Source organism: Halalkalibacter flavus, assembly GCF_036663575.1.
GTDB lineage: Bacteria > Bacillota > Bacilli > Bacillales > Bacillaceae_D > Halalkalibacter > Halalkalibacter flavus.
Window position 1 is genome coordinate 1 of the sequence record NZ_JAWRVK010000033.1, and the last position, 18235, is coordinate 18235.

Genomic DNA, 18235 nt, shown 5'->3' on the forward strand with positions numbered 1-18235 from the left:
TCTTAGCAATAATTTGTGCACTCATTTTACCTAGAATCCGTAATTGGGCAAAACCGCTAGCACTTGCTATGATTGCTGGTTTAGGCATTTTCTTCTCTTTATTTGCTTACAGTAAAGGCTGGTTGATTTATCATAAATGGAATCACTTATTAATGGCCTTGCGTTACATCGTCCCTTTAACTTTAATATTTATATACGACCGCTGGGAGACAGCATACAGGTGCCGCCATCATCGCGTGTAGAAAGTATATCGCTTAACCTTCTCTACTCTTCGTGGAGAAGATTTTTTTCAAGTAAGTGGTGAAATTCACAACTATATTTGGAAGTGGTAAAATTCCTAAATTCAATTTTGGTGATATTATTGAATTTTGGTAATAGCCCAAGAGAAGCAAGGTAAAGAATATAGATTTTATCTTGCAAAAGCAGAAGGTATTAAACAAGATATTGAAAATAAATAAAACGTTCTTATAAAAACCTGTGCTTATTTTAATTAACCTTTTTTATATTAACGATTGTTAAAAGGTAATGCATCTTCTTATTAACACATGCTAAGAAGTTTTATCATCATGATTTTTTCTAAAGGTGTTACGGGTCTGTATGGTATTTTTGATCAAACTTTATGCAACATGATATACATAAATAAAACACTAATGACAATTTCATGATTAATATTAAATAAGTCATTGTGTTCAATATATAAATATATGTCATCATATATGTTAACTAATATGAGTACACCACTATTAATTTAATATAAATATTATTTTTAATATTTATATTTTTAGGCGCAAACAAGAAACTCTGATATGACAAGAAGTTCTAGAGAATTCTCATGATATCAATGAGACTGAGTTGGAGGATATTTTAAAGGGAGTTGAAACATCAACATTTAAGTTTTACAACAATACACAATGGACGCTTTAAAAAATAAAAGACGATGACCCAACATTAATCCAAGAAATTTTTAGAGAATATCTAAATGGCTTCTCAGAAAATATTAATGAAATATTTGAGAACTTTGATTATCGAGCTACTGTGGGCTTAATGGATAAAAATAATAGATTAGAGTCCATGATTGAACAATATAAAGATGAAGTACTTGGTCCTAACCAATTATCAAAAATCTAGAAATGGGTTATGTATATGAAGAGCTATTAAGAAAATTCTCTGAACAAAGTGGTAAAGAAGCAGGGGAACATTTTACACCCGCGTTAACTATATTTAACAAAATGATAAATAATTGAATAGCACCATTTAACACTTTGTATAGTGCATTATCCTGAAATTATAAGTATAATTAACTCAAACTTTCAAATATTCAGTCATATTGATTTTTTATGTTGAAGAGGGGAGATACATAGAAGGGTAGTAGAAAAGTCGTACTCTACGGGGTGAAGTTTCACTTTATCTATAAATGAATTGATATATCAAGGAGGAATGGAAATGTCAGATAACGTAAAAATTGGACTAATTCAAGCTTCTAACGATGTACATGGGGACCAACCAGTGGAGGTCCATAAAGAAAAGGCGATTGAAAAACATTTAAAGTTAGTTAGAGAGGCAAAGGAAAAAGGTGCACAAATCATATGTTTACAGGAAATCTTCTATGGACCATATTTTTGCTCAGAGCAAAATTCAAAATGGTATGATGCTGCTGAAGAAATTCCAAATGGTCCGACAACCCAACGGTTTCAGGAGTTAGCAAAAGAATTAGGTGTAGTAATCGTACTACCAATCTATGAACGTGAAGGAATTGCGACTTACTATAATACTGCTGCTGTTATTGATGCAGACGGATCTTATTTAGGTAAATACCGAAAACAACATATTCCTCAAGTAGGCGTAGGAAATGAAGGTCATGGGTTTTGGGAGAAATATTACTTCAAACCAGGAAACCTAGGGTATCCAGTCTTTGATACAGCTTTCGCTAAAGTCGGTGTATACATTTGCTATGATCGCCATTTCCCAGAAGGTGCAAGATTACTAGGATTAAAGGGAGCTGAAATCATCTTTAATCCGTCGGCAACTGTTGCTGGTTTATCAGAGTACCTTTGGAAGTTAGAGCAACCTGCTCATGCAGTAGCAAACGGTTATTATGTTGGTGCAATTAACCGAGTAGGAGTAGAAGCTCCTTGGAATATGGGAGAATTCTATGGCCAATCGTATTTAGTTGATCCTAGAGGAAGCTTCGTTTCACTAGGAAGCCGTGACCAGGATGAAGTCATAATTGGTGATATGAACAAAAAGCTCATCCGTGAAGTAAGAGACACATGGCAATTCTATCGTGATCGTCGTCCAGAAACTTATGAGGAAATGACCTCACTTCTCCCATAAAAAACTAAAACGAATGATGGTGACTCATCAAAAGTGTCTCCGCTTTACCACTCTTATTGAACGTTGACGGTGGCTGGATGATGTTTTGGTTTTGAGTCATCTTCTATTTTCAAAACGGCTGCTCTTATGCTACTGAAAGGGCTTAATAAACGGAAACAAATAAAAGAAAGAAATAAATCTTCTTACCGAAACCCAAGCTGTTATGGTTATATAAGCCTAATAACCACTCGACTTTAACAGCCTTAATAAATAACGCTTCTAAAATTAAATCCATCTAATTTCATTAAAAACATTATATAAAGTTGTAGCCCCTATGAAAGTTTTGACTTTAATTTGTAAAGGAGGCAATTCTATTGAATGCCAAGAGCTCTACAAATATATCGTTAGTCGATTTAAAGAAAAACTTTGAAGAAGTCCACCCAGGCCTATCCAACCAAGAAGCTATTGAAGAAGCGAACCGCTGTTTATATTGCTACGATGCTCCCTGTATTACCGCTTGTCCTACTGGAATTGATATCCCTACTTTTATTAAAAAGATTGCATCTGAAAATTTAAAAGGATCTGCAAAGACGATCATGACGTCAAACCCAATAGGTGCAAGCTGTGCTCGCGTATGTCCAACGGAAGAATTGTGTGAAGGTGCTTGTGTACTTAACCACTCTACCAAACCAATCATGATCGGAAACCTGCAACGGTTTGCAACCGATTGGGCCATCAAAAATGAACAAGTGTTGTTCAAAGCTGGTCAGAAAAACGGTAAAAAAGTTGCGATTGTCGGTGGTGGTCCTGCTGGTTTATCTGCAGCTCGTGAATTAGCACTACTAGGCTATCAAGTTACGATATTCGAAGCCGAAAAGGAAGCGGGTGGTTTAAATACGTACGGTATCGTTTCCTTCCGCTTACCTCAAGTAATTTCATTCTGGGAAGTTGATCAAGTAAAGAGCTTAGATGTAGAAATCCGTACAAATACAAGAGTTGGAAAAGATGTCTCTGTTAATGAGCTTACAGAAAACTACGATGCTGTCATTTTAGCAATAGGAATGTCTAGTGTACCCCAGCTTGGTATTGATGGAGAAGACTTAGATGGAGTGTATGATGCGATTGATTTTGTCAAAGAGACAAAAGAAAAAGTTTCCGATCATCTGTTAGGAAAACGTGTAGTCGTCATTGGAGCTGGAAATACAGCCATTGACGGTGCGACATGTTCTGTTCGTCTTGGGGCTGAAAATGTAAAAATTCTTTATCGTAGAACAGAAGCAGAGATGACAGCTTACGATTTTGAATATGAATTCGCCAAACAAGATGGCGTTGAATTCCGATGGTTAACCGCTCCGAAACGAATTATTGGGGATGAAAATGGTAAGGTGACAGCAATTGAATGTATCAAAATGAAGCTAGGTGAGCCTGATGAAGGTGGGAGAAGACGGCCTGTACCTGTAGAAGGGTCTGAGTTTTTTACTTTACAAGTAGATGCTGTGATTAAAGCGATTGGTCAATCACGCTATATTCAATTAATAGAACAGTTTGGTTTAGAGCATGACGGTGGAGTCGTCAAGATTAATGGAGAGACTTTTCAAACATCAAATGAAAAAATCTTTGCATGTGGAGATGTAATTTTCGGTAAAGGACAAGGAGAAGCGATGGTTGTATCTGCTACGCAGCAAGGAAAAGAAACGGCTTACGCAATTCATAAGCAATTATTTAAGCAAGTAACAGAAACTGCGTAAAGAAAAATCGAGGAGGTTGATTTCACTATGGCTGATTTACGTATAGATCTTGCAGGAATAAAGTCGCCGAACCCATTCTGGCTTGCTTCGGCTCCTCCAACAAATTCAGGCTACCAAGTTCAACGAGCGTTTGAAGCAGGATGGGGAGGAGCAGTTTGGAAGACGTTAGGTGATCCTATTTTAAATGTTTCCTCACGCTTTGCTGCTGTCAGTTTTAATGGTCAAAAGGTTGCTGGATTTAATAATATCGAGCTAATTACAGACCGCCCACTTGAAGTTAATTTAAAAGAAATCTATGAAACGAAAAAACGTTTCCCTAATCACGCAATTATTGCATCGTTAATGGTTGAACCCAAGCAGGAAAAATGGCATGAGATTGTGAAACGAGTCGAGGATGTTGGTGTCGATGGCCTTGAGCTTAATTTTGGCTGTCCACATGGTATGGCTGAGCGTGGAATGGGAGCGGCTTCTGGTCAAGTACCTGAACTCGTTGAGAAGCAGACCTACTGGGTGAAAGAAGTAGCTCAAACACCTGTAATCGTAAAGCTGACTCCAAATATTACGGACATTACTGTTACTGCTGAATCAGCCGTTCAAGGCGGGGCCGATGCTATTAGTATGATTAATACGATCAACAGTCTAGCAGGGGTAGATATTGATACATGGAATACAATTCCGCATGTAGCAGGCAAAGGTGCTCACGGTGGATATTGCGGACCTGCTGTTAAACCAATTGCACTTAATATGGTAGCAGAATGTGCACGCAACCCTCGCATTAACGTTCCAATTTCAGGAATTGGTGGGATCTCCAACTGGAAGGACACAGTCGAATACTTATTAATGGGAGCAACAGGGGTGCAAATTTGTACAGCTGCGATGCACCATGGGTTCCGTATCGTCGAAGATATGATTGAAGGTCTATCTAATTATTTAGATGAAAAGGGGATCGCTTCACTAGATGGAATTATTGGTAAGTCAGTTAAACGTTATTCGGATTGGGGGAACTTGGATTTAAATTATAAAGTTGTTGCAAAGATCAATAATGATGTTTGTATTAATTGTAATAAGTGTCATATTGCCTGTGAGGATACATCTCACCAGTGTATCGATATGCTAAAGGATGGAAATGGAAATGACTATTTACAAGTTCGTGAGGAAGATTGTGTTGGTTGTAACTTATGCTCAATTGTCTGTCCTGTAGATGGAGCCATTGATATGGTTGAAGTAAAAAGTGAGCATCCTCCAATGACGTGGAACGAACGACAGGCGGCTATTGGTTCAGTCCAAAGCTGTGAAGTAGACATTATTAAGTAATGAGTATTGGGGGGAAAACAAATGAAGAAAATTGTAAAGAACGGAATAATTGTAACAGCAACAGATACGTATCAAGCGGACTTACTTATTGAAAATGGCAAGATTGCAGCAATTGGACATGATTTTCCATTAGGTGGTGCAGAATTAATTGATACAAGAGGTTCTTATGTTTTTCCAGGTGGCATTGACCCTCATACGCATCTTGAAATGCCGTTTGGGGGGACGGTTTCTAAGGATGATTTTGAAACGGGAACAATTGCTGCAGCCTTTGGCGGAACGACAACCGTTATTGATTTCTGTTTAACAAATAAAGGCGAGCCAATGAAAAATGCGATCCAAACATGGCATGCAAAATCAAAGGATAAAGCCGTTATCGACTATAGCTTTCACCTGATGATTGGTGAAATAAATGAAGACGTTTTAGAAGAGTTACCAGTTGTTATGGAAGAAGAAGGGATTACGTCTTTCAAAGTATTTATGGCTTATAAAAACGTGTTCCAAGCCGATGATGGTACACTGTTCCGGACATTATTAGCGGCAAAAGAACTTGGTGGGCTAGTCATGGTTCATGCTGAAAACGGTGATGTCATTGATTACTTAGTAAATCAAGCGTTAGAACAAGGTAATACAGATCCAATCTATCATGCATTAACACGTCCACCAGAAGTGGAAGGAGAAGCAACTGGAAGAGCTGCCCAACTAACTGGGTTAGCAAACTCTCAATTATATGTTGTCCATGTATCTTGTGCTGAAGCAGTTGAGAAAATTGCAGCAGCTAGACGGAAAGGTTATGATGTTTGGGGAGAAACATGTCCACAGTACTTAGTACTTGATCAAACCTACTTAGAGAAACCGAATTTTGAAGGAGCTAAGTATGTTTGGTCACCGCCGCTTCGAGAAAAGTGGCATCAAGATGTATTATGGAATGCACTGAAGAATGGTGACCTGCAAACATTAGGTTCTGACCAATGTTCCTTTGACTTTAACGGTCAAAAAGACTTAGGAAAAGGAGATTTTTCTAAAATTCCTAATGGAGGACCGATTATCGAAGATCGAGTCAGTATTCTCTTTTCTGAAGGTGTAAAAAAAGGGCGTATTAGCCTGAACCAATTTGTTGATATTGTATCAACTAGAAATGCCAAGCTATTTGGCTTATATCCACAAAAGGGAACAATTGCTGTCGGAGCAGATGCAGACATTGTCATCTTTGATCCAAATGTTGAGAGAACGATCTCAGCAGAAACTCATCACATGGCCGCTGACTATAATCCGTTTGAAGGAATGCAGGTAACGGGTGAACCAGTATCAGTGTTATCTCGAGGTGAGTTTGTTATCCGTGAGAAGCAGTTTGTAGGCAAAATAGGGAAAGGACAGTATATTAAGAGAGCAAGATACAATTCATCAGCAACCGATGCAACGGATAAAGTAAGTAATTAGTAATTGAGACAAACCAACATCAAAATTACAATTGCTTGGCCAAAGTAAATTTGGTCGAGCAGTTGCTTTCATAAACAAAGTACGAGGCCCAACGTCGATCTGTCATTATTTAACTGAATGTTAGGAGAATTATATGAGGTAGGGTGATAGAATGAAGGAAAAACAAAATTATCTAAAGTCTCCTGATTTGTTACCAATCCCACATAGTGGAAAGAAAATAGGGTCAGTTGGGTTCGCATTCATTTGGGTTGGAATGGCCGTTGTTCTAGCAGCATTTGCTATTGGTGGTTCTGGTGTTCAGAGTCTCTCGCTTGGATGGGTTATATTAGCTACTGTTATCGGTAGTATAGCGATAGGTCTTTGTATGACATTAACAGGTGACATTGGTGTTGAACATGGATTATCCTTCCCAGTCTATATGCGGGCTCCTTTTGGTACGATTGGAACTCATATCCCTTCTGTCATTCGCGGTTTTGTTGCAGCGTGCTGGTTTGGTATTAATACGTACTTCGGTTCAACTGCTATGAATGGAATACTATTTGTTTTATTTGGTTTCGATAATTGGTTTGTCTGCTTTTTAATTTTTGCCACACTTCAAGTTATTAATACGGCTTTAGGTATTAAAGCTGTTGAACGTTTTGCTGATTTAGCCGCGCCAATTATTATTATCATTTCAGGTTGGATGTACTTAACATTATCTGATCAAGCGTTAGCAGAAGGTCGAAACGTATGGGCGTGGGTTGAGAGTCCCGTAACTGGAGGAGCTGCTATTACTGCATTTATGATTGTTATTATGAGTAATATGGGCTTCTGGGGTACACTTGCTGCTGATATGCCGTCTATTTCTCGTTTTATAAAAGGGCCAAAGCTTGAAAGAAATTGGTTTAAGCGTAATAAATCCCAAATTGCAGGAAGCTTAATTACATTGCCAATTGTACAAACGTTCATGGTTGTTATCGGAGGGGTATCCTATATTGCGGTTGCTAACTATGACCCAGTCGTTGCCCTTCAACAAGCAGCAAGTGGTTTAGTATTAGGTGTTCTATTGCTTATGATTGTGTTTGCACAATGGTCTACAAATATATCTGCAAATTTAATTCCAGCTGCGACTATTTTTTCTAACATTGGAGGACCAAAAGTTCCGTTTTGGGCAGGTGTAGTAGCAGCAGGTATGATCGGTTCCCTTGTGCAACCATGGAGCTTGTTTGGCATAATTATTCCAGCTTTACTTATTGTCGGTGGAATTCTATCTGCCATTGTTGGGATTTTAGTAGCGGATTACTATCTCCTTCGCAAACGTCGTGTGAATGTCCCTGATTTATATAAGGAAGATGGCCAATATAGTTATGCAGGAGGCTTTAATGCGGCGGGTTATATTGCTTGGATCCTAGGTGGGGCTGCAGCTTACTTCTTAGCTAACTATTCGTTTATTGTTGGATTTGCTGTAGGGTTAGTATCCTATTATTTCCTTGCGAAGTATTGGTGGTTTGTGAAATATAAACAAGCAGAAATTGAAGATCCTAGTGATGACAAGTATTTAGGGATCACGGTAGGAAGAGATTGGGAAATTAGCGAAGCAAATGAAGAAGTGCAGAAAGTTGCACCTTAGGAAGTCATTTACTGAATAAGGAGGAAACTGATGGCTGAATATCAACAATTTATTGCCGAAAGAGAAAAAATTGATTTTTTAATAGAACAAGGTTATGGGATTAAAGGCGTAACCGAAAATTTAAGCGGGGCATTTGTAGAGTTTGAATTAAAGGAGCCAGACCCATCTGGTCATAAAAATCCGATCGAACTACTTCATATTTTAACAGCTGATGCGAGAAAATATTTTAGTTCTATTATTATTCAACAAAATCAGCGAACTGGCTAAGAGGTTAGGATGATACTAGGAAGCTACTTACGATGTAAAAATCACTCACTAAATAAGAGTGAAGTAAAATAATAAGGATGTACGGAAGACACGAAGGGATTACTAAAACTGGGATGAAGAAGATTAATAGGGGACAGGGGAAACCCTGTTTTTTTTTTCGTTTTCTAAAAGAAAAGTTCCAAGTTAAGATGTTTAAGAGTAAATCTACCGGGCTTTATTTTTGTTTTATCTGAAAATAAAGGTAATTTAAAAATGTATAACGAAATAGTTTGTTGCGTTGTATCCTCATTAACAGATAAATGTTAAAGAAGGAGTGAGTCAATGAAATCATATATAACGATTAATGAAATCTTACAAAGAGAACATTTTAGTAATACAGAAGTTATTGCTGGGGCAGAAGGCTTAAATAGAAATGTGAAGTGGGTTCATGTCGTTGAAGTAATCAATATAAAAAAGTTATTAAATGGAAACGAACTTATTCTTACAACTGGTTTAGGCTGGAAAGATAGTAAAGCTTTATTTATCTCTTTTCTCTTACAATTAATTGAAAGCAATGCGTTAGGCTTATGTATTGAGATGGGAACACATACCTCCATTATTCCTCAAGAAGTTATTGAAATAGCAAATGAACATCAGTTTCCAATTATTCTTTTTCATGAAGAAGTAGCATTCGTGCAAATTACACAAGATATCCATTCCGTACTAATCAATCAACAATACCAAATGATTTCTAACCTAGAAAGCTATTCCCAAACTCTAAATAAAAAACTATTAGAAATTAACCACTACGAAGAGGTTTTAACGTTTTTTCAAAAATTCTTAGATGTACAAGTTGTTGCCTTTCTCAATGAAGATACTATTTTTATACCTCAATTATCTGCTACCGAAAGAAGGTTAGTATTAGAAAAAATAGAAGGTGAACAACAGGATAGTCCTGTGGCTGCTATTGCGCGTCAGCCTGTTCAAATTTTAGGCCATCAGTTTGCTGAGTTAGTAATTATGACAAAAGATAAAGAGATAACCGAATTTGATCTGCTCATCTTAGATCGGACGACAACGGCACTTGCACAATATTTATTACGCGATTTATATGTTCAAGAAAAAAGAAGGAAGGAAGAAGCTGAATGGATGACAGATTGGTTAGAGGGTCATCACAGTAATGAGGGGATTAAAGAACATTTAGCCTACGTTGAGCCAGGTCTTAAGTTGAACGGAGGAGTCGTTTGTGCTTGTAAGTTAAATTTAACTGATAAATCGTCCACGTTAGACGGTACTTACTTTAAGCTATTATTTCGAACGATCTTTGAACAGCAGGGTTTTTATGTTTTTTCAATTGAAATTAGACATCTCCTTATTTTCATTTTAGGAAATAAGCGAACCGTAAAAACGTGGAAAGCAAGAATGTCGGATGGCTTTAAGCGTTTGAATACAGCAGAGTATTGTCAAAAGTTAAAGGTATCTACGATTTCATTCGGAGTAGGAAAATTTGTGAAGCAGCTAACTGACGTACATATGAGTTACAGAACTGCAAAAGAAACGTTAATACTGCAAGATAAATTGTCGAATGAAGAGAAAAGTTATTTCTATGATGATTTGCATTTATACCCAATCTTGTCACTAATTAATAGACATAGTGACCTACAAGAAATCGTAATGGAGTACTTACAGCCAGTAATGGAATATGACCAAAAATATAATGGGAAGTTAATAGAAACTTTGAGAGCCTACTTAGCATGTAACGGTTCCAAACAAGAAACAGCAAAAAAACTGTTCGTTGTAAGACAAACAATGTATCACCGCATAGAAAAGTTAGAAAGTCTGCTAGGGCAAGACTTTATGAATCCAGAAAAAAGACTAGCAATCGAATTTATGCTACTAGCATACGATTACCTCCATATGACCGATCAAAATGAACACATACCTGCACAGGAAATAAATGAACGGTAGAACGAGATAGAATAAGTGAAAGGAATGGTGCCAGGCGCCTTTTAGCGCTACTGTGCTATAGGTGCCTGGCACCATTTTCGTTATTTTTATATTTTTATCATTTTTTTCATTGTTCATTTTGTGGAAATTTATTCGTAATATATTTTACATTGTGTCTAATGAATGCCTTTTTAAAATGAGAGATAATGATTACAAGGGAATAGTTGATTGAAAAATCAAAAAATACAGGAGGTAATAACAATGACTATGATACAAAAACAAACAAATGTTATAAAAAATTATATTAATGGCCAATGGGTGGAATCAAACGGAAAGAGCACATTAGATGTACCGAATCCAGCAACAGGGGAAATATTGGCTACCGTTCATGTATCAACAAATGAAGATGTTGACCAAGCGGTACAAGCAGCTAGTGAAGCTTTTAAAACGTGGAAAAACACACCAGTACCAAAGCGTGCTCGTATTTTATTTAAATTTCACACATTGCTATCAGATAATCATGACGAATTAGCAAAGTTAATCGTTCAAGAAAATGGGAAGGCGTTTAAAGAAGCACATGGTGAAGTACAGCGTGGAATTGAATGTGTAGAGTTTGCAGCGGGGGCACCTACATTAATGATGGGAGAAACGTTATCTGGTATTGCTGAAGACATTGATTCCGAAATGTTCAGATACCCATTAGGCGTAATAGGTGGGATTACACCATTTAACTTTCCAATGATGGTACCTCTTTGGATGTTTCCGTTGGCCGTCGCGTGTGGAAACACATTCGTCTTGAAGCCTTCTGAAAGGACACCAATGTTAGCAAATAGACTCACTGAGTTGTTTACAGAAGCAGGTGCTCCTGCAGGTGTACTAAATGTTGTTCACGGGGCTCATGATGTTGTAAATGGACTACTTGATCATGAAGAAATTAAAGCAATTTCCTTTGTAGGATCTCAGCCTGTCGCAAAATATGTTTATGAACTAGCAGCAGCAAACGGTAAGCGAGTTCAGGCCCTATCTGGTGCAAAAAACCACCACATTGTTATGCCTGATGCTGATGTAGAAAAGGCGGTTACACATATTGTTGCATCGGCTTATGGAAGTGCAGGTCAGCGTTGTATGGCTTGTAGTGCAGTTGTTGTAGTAGGTGATGGGGAAGCTTTTGTAAGGGAGTTAAAGAAGCGAGCTGATGAAGTAATCATCGGTAACGGATTAGATGATGAAGTACTTTTAACACCAGTCATTCGCGATTCACATCGAGCGAAAATATTAGATTATATTTCAAAAGGTGTTGAAGAGGGAGCAGCGCTCATTCGTGATGGTCGTAAGGAAATGGACGAAATGACTGACGGAAATTTCTTAGGGCCAACAATCTTTGACCATGTTACACCAGAAATGGTTATCGCAAAAGAAGAGATCTTCGCACCAGTCATTAGTATGCTACGTGCTGAAGACTTAGATGAAGGTCTAGAATACATCCGTAAATCACGTTATGGAAATGGGGCGACGATTTATACGAAGGATGCAAAAGCTGTTCGTAAATTCCGTGAAGAAGCTGATGCAGGAATGTTAGGGGTTAACGTAGGCGTACCAGCAACAATGGCGTTTTTCCCTTTCTCTGGCTGGAAAGATTCCTTCTACGGAGACCTCCATGTAAATGGAAAAGACGGTGTTAATTTCTTTACTCGTAAGAAGATGATTACTTCAAGATATGACTTTTAATCTGTTATTTCAATGAGCTAATCGATAGAAAAGGCTTTCATCATTTTTGGGCGAAAGCCAACTCATTTAGCATTCAAGTCTTTTTTTAAATAGCCGTAGCCAAAACTAACGAAAATAGCTTTTTAATATAATAAATTTTTTAAGGAAGGAAGGAGGAAGGGCATGCTTAGAACCAATGAAAATATGGAAGCTCTTGAAAAAGATGAAAAGTATATTTGGCACTCTATGAAGCCTTACAATCCACAAGGTACGATGGTAGTAACTAAAGCGAAAGGGGCTTGGGTTACAGACAATGATGGAAATAGGTATTTAGATGCTATGTCAGGGCTGTGGTGTGTAAATGTAGGTTATGGTCGCACCGAATTAGCTGAAGCAGCTTATGAACAGTTAAAAGAATTAGCATACTTTCCGTTAACACAAAGTCATTTACCTGCTATTAAGCTCGCGGAAAAATTAAATGAATTACTAGGCGATGAGTATGTATTCTTTTTCTCGAACAGTGGTTCGGAAGCAAATGAAACAGCTTTCAAAATAGCTAGACAATACCATCAGCAAAAAGGAGATCACAATCGGTATAAATTCATTTCAAGGTATCGAGCGTATCATGGAAATTCAATGGGAGCATTGGCTGCAACGGGGCAAGCTGAAAGAAAGTACAAATATGAACCGTTAGCTCCTGGCTTTATCCATGTACCACCACCTGACCTATACCGTTCCAATGATGCCCCCGCTTGTCCTCCAGAGAAATTAGAAGCAGTCCAAGCAATTGATCGCACGATGACATGGGAATTAAGTGAAACGATCGCTGCAGTGATTATGGAGCCAATCATTACTGGGGGAGGCATTCTCGTTCCACCAGATGGATATATGTCTGCTGTAAAAGACGTGTGTGCAAAGCACGGGGCTTTAATGATTGTTGATGAGGTTATTTGTGGGTTCGGACGTACAGGTGAGCCGTTTGGATTTATGGACTACGGTGTCAAACCAGATATAATTACGATGGCCAAGGGGATTACGAGTGCATACTTACCGTTAGCAGCAACCGCGGTTAAAAGAGAAATATACGAAGCGTTTAACGGAACAGAGCAGTATGACTACTTCAGACATGTAAACACATTCGGTGGCAGCCCTGCTGCATGTGCATTGGCTCTAAAAAACTTAGAAATTATGGAAAAAGAAAGCTTGTTTGAACGATCAAAACAGTTAGGAGAACGGCTTAAAAACGATTTGCAGAGTCTTCTGCGAAGCCATCCTTATGTCGGCGATGTTCGTGGAAAAGGTCTTCTCATTGGCATTGAACTCGTTGCAGACAAAAATAAGAAGGCACCAATTGATGTAAGTATCGTCAATAAAGTTATTGCTTCTTGTAAGCAAAAGGGTGTCATTATTGGTAAAAATGGTGCGACAGTCGCAGGGTACAATAATGTCTTAACGATTGCACCACCACTAAATATTGAAGAGGAAGACCTTGCCTTCCTAGTTAAAATACTAAAAGAATCATTAAATGAATTAAAAGATAAATAAAAGAAAGGGGTGCCAGGCTAACGGGTTCAGTTTAGGGAGAGAAAACATTAAATAGCACTATTAATTCAGGACCAAATCGCATATGATTTGGTCTTATCAATTTCATTGATACAGCAATGGATGCGCTATTTTGACAAGGGAATTAGCATAACTATTAACATACTAAATAACGAGCGCCTATTCGCTATTATCCACTCAATAAAAATGGTGTAAAAAGCCTGTTATTTTAGATGTTATTTACAGTATGTTTCAAAAGGTTTTTTGGGATTTTATGTTAAAATGATAACAAGCCTTATTCAACCAACGGTTAATTCAATAAATCAACTGTTTTTTTGTCAAAACTAAGATGAGGCAGATGTGAACGAGAGGATGATGTATGTGAAAATTTTAGTGCTTTTTGCTATTATTCTACTTTTATTTCCATTAGAAAAAGTACTATATAAATTACTTGGTGTAGAAAAGAAAAAAATTTCGGACACCTCTGGTAAAAATATTGACCGATGGTCAGTTGTATTATCTTATTCCTCTTTTTATGTACGTATCTGTTTTCTTATACTGGTGACATCACTGTAATGAAGTGGTATTGGATTATATTTCTTTCCTTATTATTCGGTTTTAAGTCTGTTCTAGAGCGGAAGTACCTGAAGAACTCAAAACAATATATAGTTACACTTATTATTCTAATGTTAGGTATAACTGTTATTTATAATATAGAATGGTTTATCGAGTTATAAATTAATTAGTGTTAGTTGCTGAATGAATGATATATTGTGAAATAGTGTACTTAAAGTAACAGATAGCGTTAGTGCAATGAGAAAGAAAAGATGATAAAAATGCATAGACATGAAAATCTATGCGTTTTTGTGCGCTAATTGTAGTGTTAATTTGTTTGGGAATGGCACGCTAAATGCTCTGTTATTTAGTTTGCGAATTCACGTTTTCCCTCCTAAAACTGAACCCGTTAGTGCCAGGCACCTCCCCTTTAATTGGGCTCTTTTTAATGCGTAGTATACTGCGCATTAAATAATTTCTTTTATGAAAGAATGTGGATTTCAAGAAAAAAATTTTTATTTATCGGTGGTAGGTTTTCAACAATCTACCTTAAAAAGCAATTTTTAAATGCTAAATACATTCTCTTCGATCTCTTGTTTTTATATGCAACCGTTATAGTGAATGCTAGGGTGCTATTCCCTTTTTTTGGGAGGTGTAGGTAAAAAAACCCAGCTTCTGTTTTTCTGCCTGCATGAGCAATTTGAATTCCAACAATACCGATTATATGATATATGTCATTGTATATGTCGTTGTTATATCTAATTTCAAATTATATGCAAACATTGTTTTATAAAAGAAATGAAAATGAGTATTCAATAAACTTTTGATAATCTTCATTCAGGACGGCTTCTAATAATCCCCTATTGCATTACTATAACGCAACACAATAGGGGATTATTTAAACTCCCTCACCGCACCTCACATACTCATTATAAACCAAAAACTTGCGCCCGCTTCATTCTCTATTGCCACAACTTGCTGTGCCAACAAAATTCCCCCTCCCACACATACAGATCATTTAAACGTACAAAGAACATTAATACGTAATAAGATAATAAGAACGTAGAAAAAAGCAATTAGAGAGTTGCTGGGAATGGTAGGGAGGAGGAGAGATTTGAGGATAGCTCCATTAAAACAAATCCCCTATTGTGTTATGTAATGTGATAATATATAAGAGGATTCTTCTTTTTAAAAGCGGATGATTCAAGAGTATATCTCCCGCGAAAATCCCAGATTATCAAGTGGACTACTTCTATCCGATTCGTAAAAATAACAAACAATGACTGCTAGAGCTGATTGAACATCATTGAGTTTCTACATACTTATTATCTAAACTCGTTTAAATGAAAGAAGGAGGCATTGGAGGATGACTAAGAAATTAAACCTTAAACAATGCTTACAATGGTTATCTCTTGTACAACTTAAACAACAACCACTCACAGCGGACGAGTGCTACGAATCTTTACACAACGTCCTTCCACCACCACCTCAACCTGGTAGTCCAACAAGACGTTTTTCAAAAGATAAAGTACGATCCTATCTAAAAGAACTCGAATCCAATGAGGACATTATCTCCGTCTCTAGCGAGGTCACCAGTTATTCGATCACTAAAAAAGGGTATGAGAACGAGCTACAACTGCGTCATTCTTTATTGAAACGGATTAGAATCGTTCACCAGTCGCTTCTTATTATTCAAGAACGGGTTAGTGGGAGGATGCATACACCTCCCGTTATGGTACCAAAGGAAGATCGCGAATTTGTACGATCTTTATTGTCAGTAAAAGATGTTGTTCGTTATTACATCTTAGATACTCTAAAGCGCGAACCGAAACAATCTCTTACAGAACTTCAAAAAAACATGCTTTCCTCTTATGGATGGACGTGTAGCCCTTCGTACTTTCTTTTGATTGGTCGCAATGAAATGAGTGAAGGTGTAGATGAATTTGATGATCCGCTTGAGCATCCAGTTATTCTCCTTCAAAGCCAATATGAGGGGAAATTAAGCAGACGTAAGATTAGGACCTATTCTATATCTGATCCGATCCTTACAGAAGAGTGGAAAGAGATTTATAGGAGGGATGCTGCTGAAAGTATTGGAAAAGCCATCACCTTTACAACTAATCTTTTGAACTTGCTAGGAAACAATAAATAGATAACCTTATTGAAAGGTAGGGAACCTCATGAGTGATATTAACAATCTCGTCCTATCGGGGCGATTAACCGACGATCCGCAGCTCTATTATGTTAAGAAAGGCAATGAGCAAGTACCTGTTTGTAATTTCAGTGTCGCATCTGAGGATAAATTCGGACGAACTAGTTTCATTCCTGTTATTGTATGGAGAAATTACGGGGAATCGGTTGCGAATTATCTTGAAAAAGGACAAGAAGTGATTGTAAGCGGAGCAATCTATAGCCGTAAGGATAAAAAGACCGGACGGACATTTGTAGAGGTTCATGCAAACGAAGTAAAGTATGGCAATAAACCGGGAGTGACACATGACAATATTTGATAAGTTGATCGTGAAACTATGTGAGCCCTTTCCGAAAGAAGTACATGAGCCTCGATATGATGGACATGGGACGTATATTCCTATTCATGTGTACCTTCAGCGTCTAAATGCTGTAGCAGGAGAGAACTGGTCCCATGAACGGATTGGTGAACCCATCTTTTATATGGAAGATCGTATGGTACATACTGTTGTTAAGGTATCGATTTTGAATCGCTCACACATGGGGGAGGGCTTTTCAAAATTTCAAATAGATGATAAAGGGCGTATTATCAACCGTCATTATGCGATTCGATCAGCTACAAAAGATGCAATTCGAGATGCGATATCTTTTTTTGGGATTGGGAAGTCTTTTAATGAAATGACTAGGGATATAGGTGTTGCTTCTAGTCATTTACAGGAGAAAGAGAATAGGGTTAGTGACAGTATAGATAGAAATTGTATGAAATGTGGAGCAACGCTTTCAGATCAAGACGTTGAAGTTCTAACGAAGTATAAAGTTAAATTTGATTATTGTAATAAGCATATACCTAAACATTTTCAAAAATAGATAGGTGAGAATGTTATATTTTTATAAAGCTGTTAGATAAAATAAATAAATAAAATAAAAGTAAGCATACAATCTCTTGATTGTTTTACAAATTGATTTATTTGTTTTACAAATTGATTTAATAGATTTATTGTTTTGTTGTTTTCAGGTCCTTGAAACCCTTACTATTACTAGTATTCTATTAGAATAATCTCACACATAGAGGAGTGAACTCTCACACATAGGGGAGTGAACTCTCACACATAGGGGAGTGAACTCTCACACATAGAGGAGTCGAACTCTCACACATAGGGGAGTGAACTCTCACACATAGAGGAGTTCAACTCTCACACATAGAGGAGTTCAACTCTCACACATAGAGGAGTTCAACTCTCACACATAGGGGAGTTCAACTCTCACACATAGAGGAGTTCAACTCTCACACATAGAGGAGTTCAACTCTCACACATAAGGGAGTCGAACTCTCACACATAGAGGGGGACTGCCACACATAAAGGAGTCTTAAGCTTATATATAGGTATTTTTAAGTGATATATTATCCATATGCACCATTTTTTTCTCTTAGAATAACCAATTAATGGATGATTATCACTTTAATCTGTATTTTTTTGTATAGATACTCCTCAAAGTGTGGTAGTTAATGAATTTTTACTCCTCAAAGTGTGATAGTTAAACGTTCTCAGTAAGAATTTTATTCTAAGAACTAAAAATGACTCCTCTAACTGTGATAGTTAACTGTAATTTCCTTATGTATTTGAGA

15 protein-coding genes are annotated in these 18235 nt (G+C 37.2%); all 15 read left to right on the forward strand.

Annotated elements, in window-relative coordinates; translation table 11 throughout:
- Positions 1-242: hypothetical protein (locus SAY88_RS18145; RefSeq protein WP_332633571.1), on the forward strand; the 242-nt coding region annotated here is incomplete at its 5' end.
- Between the two features lie 888 nt (positions 243-1130).
- Positions 1131-1244, forward strand: coding sequence for an N-6 DNA methylase (locus SAY88_RS26050; protein WP_431308892.1), 114 nt, complete (start codon positions 1131-1133; stop codon positions 1242-1244).
- Positions 1245-1443: 199 nt separating this feature from the next.
- The gene (locus SAY88_RS18150; protein ID WP_332633572.1) at positions 1444-2334 is read left to right on the forward strand and encodes a nitrilase-related carbon-nitrogen hydrolase; all 891 of its coding nucleotides are present in this window, start codon (positions 1444-1446) and stop codon (positions 2332-2334) included.
- A gap of 353 nt (positions 2335-2687) precedes the next feature.
- Positions 2688-4061 carry an NAD(P)-dependent oxidoreductase gene (locus SAY88_RS18155; RefSeq protein ID WP_332633573.1) on the forward strand — a complete coding sequence of 458 codons (1374 nt, stop codon included), beginning with the start codon at positions 2688-2690 and terminating at the stop codon, positions 4059-4061.
- Positions 4062-4088: 27 nt separating this feature from the next.
- On the forward strand, positions 4089-5375 hold the full coding sequence (preA, locus tag SAY88_RS18160) for an NAD-dependent dihydropyrimidine dehydrogenase subunit PreA (protein WP_332633574.1): 1287 nt from the start codon (positions 4089-4091) through the stop codon (positions 5373-5375).
- A gap of 21 nt (positions 5376-5396) precedes the next feature.
- Positions 5397-6812: a dihydropyrimidinase gene (gene hydA, locus SAY88_RS18165; protein WP_332633575.1), complete on the forward strand. Its 1416-nt coding sequence runs from the start codon at positions 5397-5399 to the stop codon at positions 6810-6812.
- 151 nt (positions 6813-6963) lie between these two features.
- Entirely contained in the window at positions 6964-8421 is a 1458-nt protein-coding gene (locus SAY88_RS18170; RefSeq protein ID WP_332633576.1) for an NCS1 family transporter, read from the forward strand.
- A gap of 30 nt (positions 8422-8451) precedes the next feature.
- On the forward strand, positions 8452-8688 hold the full coding sequence (locus tag SAY88_RS18175) for a hypothetical protein (protein ID WP_332633577.1): 237 nt from the start codon (positions 8452-8454) through the stop codon (positions 8686-8688).
- Positions 8689-9009: 321 nt separating this feature from the next.
- Positions 9010-10635, forward strand: coding sequence for a PucR family transcriptional regulator (locus SAY88_RS18180; RefSeq protein ID WP_332633578.1), 1626 nt, complete (start codon positions 9010-9012; stop codon positions 10633-10635).
- A 246-nt stretch (positions 10636-10881) separates the two neighbouring features.
- A complete protein-coding gene (locus tag SAY88_RS18185; protein WP_431308894.1) occupies positions 10882-12342 on the forward strand; it encodes a CoA-acylating methylmalonate-semialdehyde dehydrogenase in 1461 nt (486 codons plus the stop codon).
- Between the two features lie 162 nt (positions 12343-12504).
- Positions 12505-13866 carry an aspartate aminotransferase family protein gene (locus tag SAY88_RS18190; RefSeq protein ID WP_332633580.1) on the forward strand — a complete coding sequence of 454 codons (1362 nt, stop codon included), beginning with the start codon at positions 12505-12507 and terminating at the stop codon, positions 13864-13866.
- 572 nt (positions 13867-14438) lie between these two features.
- Positions 14439-14600: a DUF4181 domain-containing protein gene (locus SAY88_RS26055; RefSeq protein ID WP_431308893.1), complete on the forward strand. Its 162-nt coding sequence runs from the start codon at positions 14439-14441 to the stop codon at positions 14598-14600.
- 1184 nt (positions 14601-15784) lie between these two features.
- Positions 15785-16570: a hypothetical protein gene (locus SAY88_RS18195; RefSeq protein WP_332633581.1), complete on the forward strand. Its 786-nt coding sequence runs from the start codon at positions 15785-15787 to the stop codon at positions 16568-16570.
- 28 nt (positions 16571-16598) lie between these two features.
- Positions 16599-16928 (forward strand): single-stranded DNA-binding protein, encoded by a 330-nt coding sequence (locus SAY88_RS18200; RefSeq protein WP_332633582.1) that lies wholly within the window; start codon positions 16599-16601, stop codon positions 16926-16928.
- Positions 16915-17475 (forward strand): Rad52/Rad22 family DNA repair protein, encoded by a 561-nt coding sequence (locus tag SAY88_RS18205; RefSeq protein WP_332633583.1) that lies wholly within the window; start codon positions 16915-16917, stop codon positions 17473-17475. The genes SAY88_RS18200 and SAY88_RS18205 overlap by 14 nt, the downstream gene beginning before the upstream one ends.
- Positions 17476-18235: the final 760 nt, after the last annotated feature.

Bases quoted from the DNA above. Each gene is read 5' to 3' on its own strand.
- SAY88_RS18170 (WP_332633576.1), top strand. From the start codon at position 6,964: ATGAAGGAAAAACAAAATTATCTAAAGTCTCCTGATTTGTTACCAATC.
- SAY88_RS18180 (WP_332633578.1), top strand. From the start codon at position 9,010: ATGAAATCATATATAACGATTAATGAAATCTTACAAAGAGAACATTTT.
- SAY88_RS18190 (WP_332633580.1), top strand. From the start codon at position 12,505: ATGCTTAGAACCAATGAAAATATGGAAGCTCTTGAAAAAGATGAAAAG.
- SAY88_RS18195 (WP_332633581.1), top strand. From the start codon at position 15,785: ATGACTAAGAAATTAAACCTTAAACAATGCTTACAATGGTTATCTCTT.
- SAY88_RS18205 (WP_332633583.1), top strand. From the start codon at position 16,915: ATGACAATATTTGATAAGTTGATCGTGAAACTATGTGAGCCCTTTCCG.
- preA (WP_332633574.1), top strand. From the start codon at position 4,089: ATGGCTGATTTACGTATAGATCTTGCAGGAATAAAGTCGCCGAACCCA.
- SAY88_RS18175 (WP_332633577.1), top strand. From the start codon at position 8,452: ATGGCTGAATATCAACAATTTATTGCCGAAAGAGAAAAAATTGATTTT.
- SAY88_RS18150 (WP_332633572.1), top strand. From the start codon at position 1,444: ATGTCAGATAACGTAAAAATTGGACTAATTCAAGCTTCTAACGATGTA.
- SAY88_RS18185 (WP_431308894.1), top strand. From the start codon at position 10,882: ATGATACAAAAACAAACAAATGTTATAAAAAATTATATTAATGGCCAA.
- SAY88_RS26050 (WP_431308892.1), top strand. From the start codon at position 1,131: ATGGGTTATGTATATGAAGAGCTATTAAGAAAATTCTCTGAACAAAGT.
- hydA (WP_332633575.1), top strand. From the start codon at position 5,397: ATGAAGAAAATTGTAAAGAACGGAATAATTGTAACAGCAACAGATACG.
- SAY88_RS26055 (WP_431308893.1), top strand. From the start codon at position 14,439: ATGAAGTGGTATTGGATTATATTTCTTTCCTTATTATTCGGTTTTAAG.
- SAY88_RS18200 (WP_332633582.1), top strand. From the start codon at position 16,599: ATGAGTGATATTAACAATCTCGTCCTATCGGGGCGATTAACCGACGAT.